This is a genomic window from Allobosea sp. P1_A7, assembly GCF_056406775.1.
On sequence record NZ_JBFTZN010000302.1, the window covers coordinates 1 to 7,066 of the forward strand.

The window sequence follows — 7,066 nt, forward strand, 5'->3', positions numbered from 1 at the left end:
GTCATCACCTGGGCCGAGAATGCCGCGATCTTCGGCGATATCGGCTTCGCTTTCCGGGTGACGTTCCTGAACAAGTGCGACGAGATGGAGCGCACGCTCGTGGCGGAGTTCTTCCAGCGCTCCTTCGGCAAGGAATTGCCGGAGAGCGCGGTCAACGTCGTTCTGAGCTGAGGGGAAACGGGTCATGGCGAGCGCGCGCTATCAAGGGAGCTGCCATTGCGGGCGGGTCGGGTTCACGGTCGAGGCCAGCCTCGAGCGGACGATCACCTGCAACTGTTCCTATTGCCAGCGTCGCGGCTCGATCCTGACCTTTTCGCCAGCGACGGCCTTTACCCTTGAAAAGGGGGAGGATGCGCTGACCGAATACCGTTTCCACACGCAGAAGATCCAGCACCTGTTCTGCGAAACCTGCGGCATCGAATCCTTCGCTCGCGGCTCGATGCCGGACGGCACGCCGATGGTCGCGGTGAATGTACGCTGCCTCGAGGGTGTCGAGCCCGCCGAACTCGATTCGACGATGTTCGACGGGCGCTCGCGCTAGCATCAAGTCAAAGGACGGCTCCGCCTTGTCCATCTCCAATCGTAAGCCGGGTCAGCCCAAGGAAGCACCAGCCGAGCCGCTGAAGCGCGCCATTTCCGGTGCGATGAAGGCGATCGCGCGCAAGCCCGAGATGGAAATCGTCTTCGCGGCGGACAAGCCATCGCTCGTTGGCGAACGGGCCCGTCTGCCCGAACCGCCGCGCAAGCTGACGGTCCAGGATGTCGCGATCCTGCGCGGCCACTCGGATTCGATGGCACTCAGGCTCGCCTGCCATGACGCCTCGATTCACCGCCGCGCCGCGCCGGAGGGCGATGCGGCGCGCGCTGWCTTCGACGCCGTCGAGCAGGCCCGGGTCGAATGCGTCGGCTCGCGCCGGATGAGCGGCATGGCCGGCAACATCACCGCCATGCTGGAAGACCGCTATCATCGCGGTGGCCGCTACGAGGAAATCTCCGATCGGGCCGACGCCCCACTGGAAGACGCACTCGCGTTGATGGTGCGTGAGCGCCTGACGGGGCTGAAGCCGCCGCAGGCCGCGACCAAGATCGTCGATCTCTGGCGCGACGTGATCGAGGCGAAGGCCGGTGCCGATCTCGACCGGCTGTCGCAGTCGGTCGAGGATCAGCGCGCCTTTTCGCGGACGGTTCGCGATATGCTGGCTTCACTCGACATGGCCGAGCAGAGTTCGCAGGGCCAGGACGAGGAAGAGGACGAGGACAACCAGGACCAGTCCTCCGAGGATCAGCAGCAGCAGGATGGCGAGGCCGAGCAGGAAAGCGGCGGCGAGCGCTCGGAGGTCGAGGTCAGCGAGGATGCGACCGACGAGTTGCAGGAGGGTGCGTCGGAAGCGACCGATGCTCCGGCCGGCGACTGGGACGAGGAGGACGATTCCTCTGAATCCGAGGAGGCGGGCGAGGCGCCGCGCCCCCGCGAGGGGCGCCAGAACGACCGGCCGCAAACGGACTACAAGCCCTACACCGTCAAGTTCGACGAGACGGTCACGGCCGAGGAGCTCTGCGACGCCGAGGAGTTGACTCGGCTGCGGGCCTATCTCGACAAGCAGCTCGCCCATCTCCAGGGCGTGGTGGCACGGCTTGCCAACCGGTTGCAGCGCCGCCTGATGGCGCAGCAGAACCGGTCCTGGCAGTTCGATCTCGAAGAGGGTTCGCTCGATCCTTCGCGCCTGCCGCGGATCATCATCGACCCGTTCCAGCCGCTCTCCTTCCGGCAGGAATCGGACACGAATTTCCGCGATACGGTCGTGACGCTGCTGATCGACAATTCCGGCTCGATGCGCGGCCGGCCGATCACGGTTGCCGCGACCTGCGCGGACATCCTGGCGCGGACGCTGGAGCGCTGCGGCGTCAAGGTCGAGCTGCTCGGCTTCACCACGCGTGCCTGGAAGGGCGGGCTGTCGCGCGAGGCCTGGCTGCAATCCGGCAAGCCGGCCAATCCGGGCCGGCTGAACGATCTCAGGCACATCATCTACAAGGCGGCGGACGCTCCTTGGCGCCGGGCTCGCAAGAATCTCGGGTTGATGATGCGCGAAGGCCTGCTCAAGGAGAATATCGACGGCGAGGCGCTCGACTGGGCCCATAAGCGGCTGCTCGCGCGGCCCGAGCAGCGCAAGATCCTCATGGTGATCTCCGATGGCGCGCCGGTCGACGATTCGACGCTGTCGGTCAATGCCGGCAACTACCTCGAGCGGCATCTGCGCCATATCATCGCCGAGATCGAGACGCGCTCGCCGGTCGAACTGATCGCCATCGGCATCGGCCATGACGTGACGCGCTACTATCGCCGCGCCGTCACCATCGTCGATGCGGAGGAACTCGGCGGGGTGATGACGGAGAAGCTGGCCGAGCTCTTCGAGGAGGATGGCCCCACCGGCAAGGCWCCGGTTTCTCGTCGCATGCAATGAGGCTGACCAGACGCGGCGTCCTCCAGGGGCTGGGCGCCGCTAGCTTGGGCTTGCCTGCCGCTCAGGCTCAGAGCATCGAGCCGGGCCGCATACCGCTCACCATCAGCGTGCGCGGCTTCGATGCCTTCGAGCCGCGCAATCCCGGCAAGACACACTTCGGCCAGCTCAGCTTCCGGGGCGGGCTGGTGTTGCGCGGCGACCATCCGCGCTTCGGCGGGTTTTCCGGCCTCTGGCGCTCGCGCAACGGCGTCGATCTGGTTGCGATCACCGATAACGGCTTCTGGTTGACGGCGAAGACTGTCTCCGAGAAGGGGAGGATCGTTCGCTTCGAGCAGGCCGAACTCGCACCGATCCTCGGCGCCTCCGGGCGGCCGCTGCATCGTTCGCGCTATTTCGACACGGAGAGCCTGACGATCGCCGATGGCGTCGCCTATATCGGCGTCGAGCGGACGCATGACGTCCTGCGTTTCGAATGGGCGCGGTATGGAGTCGAAGCGCGTGCCCGCATCGTCCCGGTACCGCGCGAGGTGAAGCGCCTGCCGAGCAATCGCGGGCTGGAGGCGATTGGTGTCGTTCCTGCCGGGCAGCCGCTTGCGGGCGCGCTCGTCGCCATTGCCGAGCGCTCGGGCGGGGAAGACGAACCGACGCTCGGCGTGATCATCGGGGGGCGGCGGCCCGGCCTGTTTCAGGTGCGGCGCCATGGCGGCTTCGATATCACCGATCTGGCCTTCCTGCCCGGCGGAGACATGCTTCTGCTGGAGCGCTGGTACAAGCCTCTGCGTGGTGTCGGCATGCGAATTCGCCGCGTTCCCGGCGCAAGCCTCCGGCCGGGCGCGATGCTTGACGGCCCCTCCCTGATCGAGGCCGATCTCGGCCAGGAGATCGACAATATGGAAGGGCTTTGCGTCCATCAGGATCATGGCAGGACGATCCTGACCCTGATCTCGGACGACAACTTCTCTTTCCTGCAGCGCACCGTGCTGCTGGAATTCGAGTTGGGATAAGGGGACGAGCGTGACTTCAAGCTCGCTCTTGCGGCGAGCACAAGTCCTGAATGTGCCGGCGATCAAGCACCGAGAACGGATGATACGGGGCTGGCCACTGCGTCCTATGCAAACGAAAAAAGCGGCCTTGCGGCCGCTTCATTCATTCCGTGAAGGAGCCGCGCGCTCAGTTGGTCGCGAGCTTCTTCTCGATGTCACGCTTCAGCGTGAGTGCGCCGGTCGAGAGGTTGCCTGCCGGCTCCTTGACCAGGAAGGCGTCAAGTCCGCCACGGTGATCGACCGTACGCAGGGCGTTCGCCGAGACACGCAGGCGCACGGAGCGACCGAGCGCGTCCGAACGGAGCGTAACATTGACGAGATTCGGCCGGAAGACGGTCTTCGTCTTGCGGTTCGAGTGGCTGACGAGGTGCCCGGTGAGGGTGGCTTTCCCGGTCAGTTCGCAACGGCGAGCCATGATATCGTTCCCTTGGAACCGGTTGTCTCAAACAAAAATGCCGACACGCGACGTGCCGGCCCACGAGCACCGGAAGTCAAATTGAAGTCGCGGGTCTATAGCCAAGGCCGGCTGCTGCGTCAAGGACCGCGACTGATTCCATAGCACGATCGGGGCGGCCGCAGCGTGGCGGCATTGCCACTCGCCAAATTCGGTAAAAGGGGTCACGATTCGGACCGATTCGCAGTGCATGCCGGTGCGAAGCATGCCGTCCGGAGGAGTTGGATGAAGCCCGCCATCGCGTCGTCCCTGGCCGGACTTGGTCTCGCTGCGCTGGCCCTGGCCTCCGGCTTTGGAGCGTCGTCGGCCGCGGCGGCCTCGTTGGAGGCCAAATATGATGTCTCCCTGCTCGGCCTGACGCTCGGCACCGCCCATCTCAGCGGCGGCATCGACGGCAGCAGCTACAAGCTCGATATCGTCGCCAAGATGACGGGCCTGGTCGGCAGCTTCACGGGCGGACGCGGCTCAGGTGCCGCAACCGGCAATCTTCATGGCGGGCGCCTGTCGCCTGCGACCTTCGCGGTTTCGTCGGCGAACTCAAGCGAGAGCCGCACTGTGCGCATGGCGCTCGACGGCGGCACGGTGCAGGCCGTGGATATTGCGCCGCCGATCGACGACAAGCCCGATCGCGTGCCGCTCAACGAGAGCCACAAGCGCAATGTGGTCGATCCGATCAGCGCCTTCCTGATGCCCGTGGAGGGCAAGGGCGGGAATGGTGCCGCCTGCAACCGGACGCTGCCAATCTTCGACGGCGCTGCGCGCTATGACATCAAGCTGAGCTATTCCGGTTCGCGGCAGGTGAAGCTCGAGGGCTATAGCGGCCCGGTCACGATCTGCCAGGCGCGTTATGTGCCGATCGCAGGGCATCGGGCCCTGCGGCCGAGCACCAAGTTCATGACCGAGAATCGCGAGATCAACACCTGGCTCGCCCCCGTCAACGGCACCAATGTGATGGTGCCGATCCGCATCTCGGTGAAGACCATGATCGGGACGGCGGTCATCGAGGCCTCGAGCTTCAGGGTCGATCCGACCACCACCGCGGCCGCGCGGCAGAACTAAGCCGCAGCGCGTTCACTCGCGTTCGTCGTTGCAGTAATCTCACCCAGCCAGTCACGGATCGCCGTCCCGATTGCACTGGGGTGATCCTCCTGCAGGTAATGCGCGCCGGGGCCGAGATTGATCAGGCGGCAATCATGCAGCCCCGCCGCGAACCGGTCCGCCTCGGCCGGAGAGATCAGCGCCCCGGGATCGCCGCAGAACAGTAGCTTCGGATAGGTGGACGCACGTAATGCTGCGTGGTCGCGCTCGCTGACGGCATGGACATCGGCCGGGGCGCCCGCAATGGGGAGCTCGTTGGGCAGTCGGAGGATCGGCCTGCGCGATTCGGGCGTTGGAAACGGCGCTCGATAAGCATCCAGCTCTTCATCGCTCAAGGCCCGCAGGACGGCCGCGGGCAGGACCCTCTCGATGAAGACATTGTCCTCGAGAATCAGCTTCTCGCCCTGTCCCGGCGTCCGGAATGCMCTGAACAGCTCACGCGCCTGCGGCCGCTGATGGAATGCATCCCAGCTTGCAAAGGGCTGGATGAATTCCATGAAGGCCAGGCCGATCATGTCTCTGGGGTTACGAGGCATGGTGGAAGGCGAGTGCCGTGCCCCAGTCCTGGGCGACGATGACCATCCGTCCGAGGCCCAGTTCAGCGATGAAGGCGTCGAGATAGCGGACCTGGTCGGCGAAGCGATAGGCGATATCTGGCTTGCCGGACTGACCGTAGCCGATCAGGTCGGGGGCAATACAGCGCGCCAGCGGCGCGACGTGCGGAATGATATGGCGCCAGATATAGGAGGAGGTCGGGTTGCCGTGCAGGAAGAGCACGGTCGGYCCCGCAGAGCCGGCCTCGACATAGGACATGGTCGAGCCGAGGACGGGAATCTCCCGGCGCAGCCATTCGGATGCGAATCCAGGTGACTGGGTCATGGCGATGCCCTTCTTCCAAACAGCGTTGCGAAAAGGATGGCCTTGAAGCGTTCGAGCGGAACCGGGCTGCGATCGACCTTCATGCGCAGGATCGCGCCCTGCCAGGCGGTGAGCAGGAAATCAGCGAGGTCGTCGGCGCTGAAATCCGTCGCGATCTCGCCGGTGGCCTGGCCTTCGGCAATGCATGCCGCAAAGGGCTCTCGCCAAAGGACGAAGATCTCCGAGAGTCGCTGCCGCAACCGTTCGCTATTGGGAGAGGTCTCGACGCTGAAATTGCCGATCATGCAGCCGCGCGACCAATCGCCGGCTTCGAGCTTGGTCGTGATCGCGTCCAGATAGCGCCGCAACCGCGCGGCTGCGGGCAGGGAGCGGTCGGCCAGGGCTTCATCGACGAGGCCGCCGACATAGGCGAAATAGCGATCGAGCACTTCCTCGGCGAATTCCTCCTTCGATCCGAAATGATTGGTGAAGGAGCCAGGGCTCGCTCCGGCTGCAGCGACGATCTCGCGGATGCCAGTGGCGGAATAGCCGCTCTTCCAGAGGAGATCGCGGCCAGCGGCGAGGAGATTTTCACGAAGGGATGGCTTGCTCATGAAGATAAAATACGTACGTACGTATTATTGTCAACACTCCGGGAAACGCCCGATCGCCAAGGTGTCGGACGGGAGGTGGGTCTCGTCCGAACGGCCCGCTGAGGCGATGGCTCAGGCTGGTTCCGCGCCGTTGCGTACGCAGAAATCACACGGCGGCCCCTCGTTTCGCCGTGAGCACGACATAAATAGCGCGGAGGACTGTCGGCGCCCGGCCGTTTACGCTGGTCGCGAAAATGAGTGGATCAAGCTCGTGTCACGATTCCAGATATGGTGGTGCGTGCGGCCGTCCCCGCGATATCTTGCCGTGAACGAATCCCGATTCTGCCGGAGTCAGCGATTCGGGCTTGCTTCGTTCAGGACTCGTTCCGCAGCTTAATTTCGGCGCTCCAGCTTGTGCCAAGGTAGGACGCTTTCCCCGGCGTCTGCTGCCGGCAAGGGCCCAAAGGAAACGATCGGTCGCGTCTTGATTTCAGCACGCTCTCTTCCGCCCTCGGTTCGTGCGCAGGGTGTCACAGCAGTTCTCGGGCCCACCAATAC

At 64.7% G+C, this 7,066-nt stretch carries 6 protein-coding genes and 2 pseudogenes; 5 read left to right on the forward strand and 3 right to left on the reverse strand.

Features of this window, described 5'->3' with window-relative positions; translation table 11 throughout:
* From AC1D34_RS31850 to AC1D34_RS31865, 4 genes and pseudogenes are all read left to right on the forward strand, one after another.
* Positions 1 to 171: pseudogene (locus tag AC1D34_RS31850) on the forward strand (cobaltochelatase subunit CobS); the annotation flags it as partial.
* 13 nt (positions 172 to 184) lie between these two features.
* Complete coding sequence (locus AC1D34_RS31855) at positions 185 to 541, forward strand: GFA family protein (protein ID WP_441505680.1); 357 nt, start codon at positions 185 to 187, stop codon at positions 539 to 541.
* Positions 542 to 566: 25 nt separating this feature from the next.
* Positions 567 to 2,462 carry a cobaltochelatase subunit CobT gene (gene cobT, locus AC1D34_RS31860; RefSeq protein ID WP_476826388.1) on the forward strand — a complete coding sequence of 632 codons (1,896 nt, stop codon included), beginning with the start codon at positions 567 to 569 and terminating at the stop codon, positions 2,460 to 2,462.
* Between the two features lie 44 nt (positions 2,463 to 2,506).
* Positions 2,507 to 3,466 carry an esterase-like activity of phytase family protein gene (locus AC1D34_RS31865; protein ID WP_476826389.1) on the forward strand — a complete coding sequence of 320 codons (960 nt, stop codon included), beginning with the start codon at positions 2,507 to 2,509 and terminating at the stop codon, positions 3,464 to 3,466.
* A gap of 166 nt (positions 3,467 to 3,632) precedes the next feature.
* On the opposite strand, the gene rpmB is transcribed toward AC1D34_RS31865, so the two are convergent.
* Positions 3,633 to 3,920, reverse strand: a complete 288-nt coding sequence (rpmB, locus tag AC1D34_RS31870) for a 50S ribosomal protein L28 (protein ID WP_113516050.1) — start codon at positions 3,918 to 3,920, stop codon at positions 3,633 to 3,635.
* Positions 3,921 to 4,184: 264 nt separating this feature from the next.
* Here rpmB and AC1D34_RS31875 point away from each other — a divergent pair, with 264 nt between their 5' ends.
* The gene (locus AC1D34_RS31875; RefSeq protein ID WP_476826390.1) at positions 4,185 to 5,018 is read left to right on the forward strand and encodes a DUF3108 domain-containing protein; all 834 of its coding nucleotides are present in this window, start codon (positions 4,185 to 4,187) and stop codon (positions 5,016 to 5,018) included.
* Here the strand turns inward: AC1D34_RS31875 and AC1D34_RS31880 are convergent.
* Positions 5,015 to 5,936, reverse strand: a pseudogene (locus AC1D34_RS31880) (haloalkane dehalogenase). The gene AC1D34_RS31875 and the pseudogene AC1D34_RS31880 overlap by 4 nt on opposite strands.
* Entirely contained in the window at positions 5,933 to 6,529 is a 597-nt protein-coding gene (locus tag AC1D34_RS31885) for a TetR/AcrR family transcriptional regulator (RefSeq protein ID WP_476826391.1), read from the reverse strand. The pseudogene AC1D34_RS31880 and the gene AC1D34_RS31885 overlap by 4 nt, the downstream one beginning before the upstream one ends.
* Between the last annotated feature and the right edge of the window lie 537 nt (positions 6,530 to 7,066).

What these genes read in the sequence shown, in the direction of transcription:
- AC1D34_RS31855 (WP_441505680.1), top strand. Translation starts at nt 185, where the DNA reads ATGGCGAGCGCGCGCTATCAAGGGAGCTGCCATTGCGGGCGGGTCGGG.
- AC1D34_RS31875 (WP_476826390.1), top strand. Translation starts at nt 4,185, where the DNA reads ATGAAGCCCGCCATCGCGTCGTCCCTGGCCGGACTTGGTCTCGCTGCG.
- rpmB (WP_113516050.1), bottom strand. Translation starts at nt 3,920, where the DNA reads ATGGCTCGCCGTTGCGAACTGACCGGGAAAGCCACCCTCACCGGGCAC.
- AC1D34_RS31885 (WP_476826391.1), bottom strand. Translation starts at nt 6,529, where the DNA reads ATGAGCAAGCCATCCCTTCGTGAAAATCTCCTCGCCGCTGGCCGCGAT.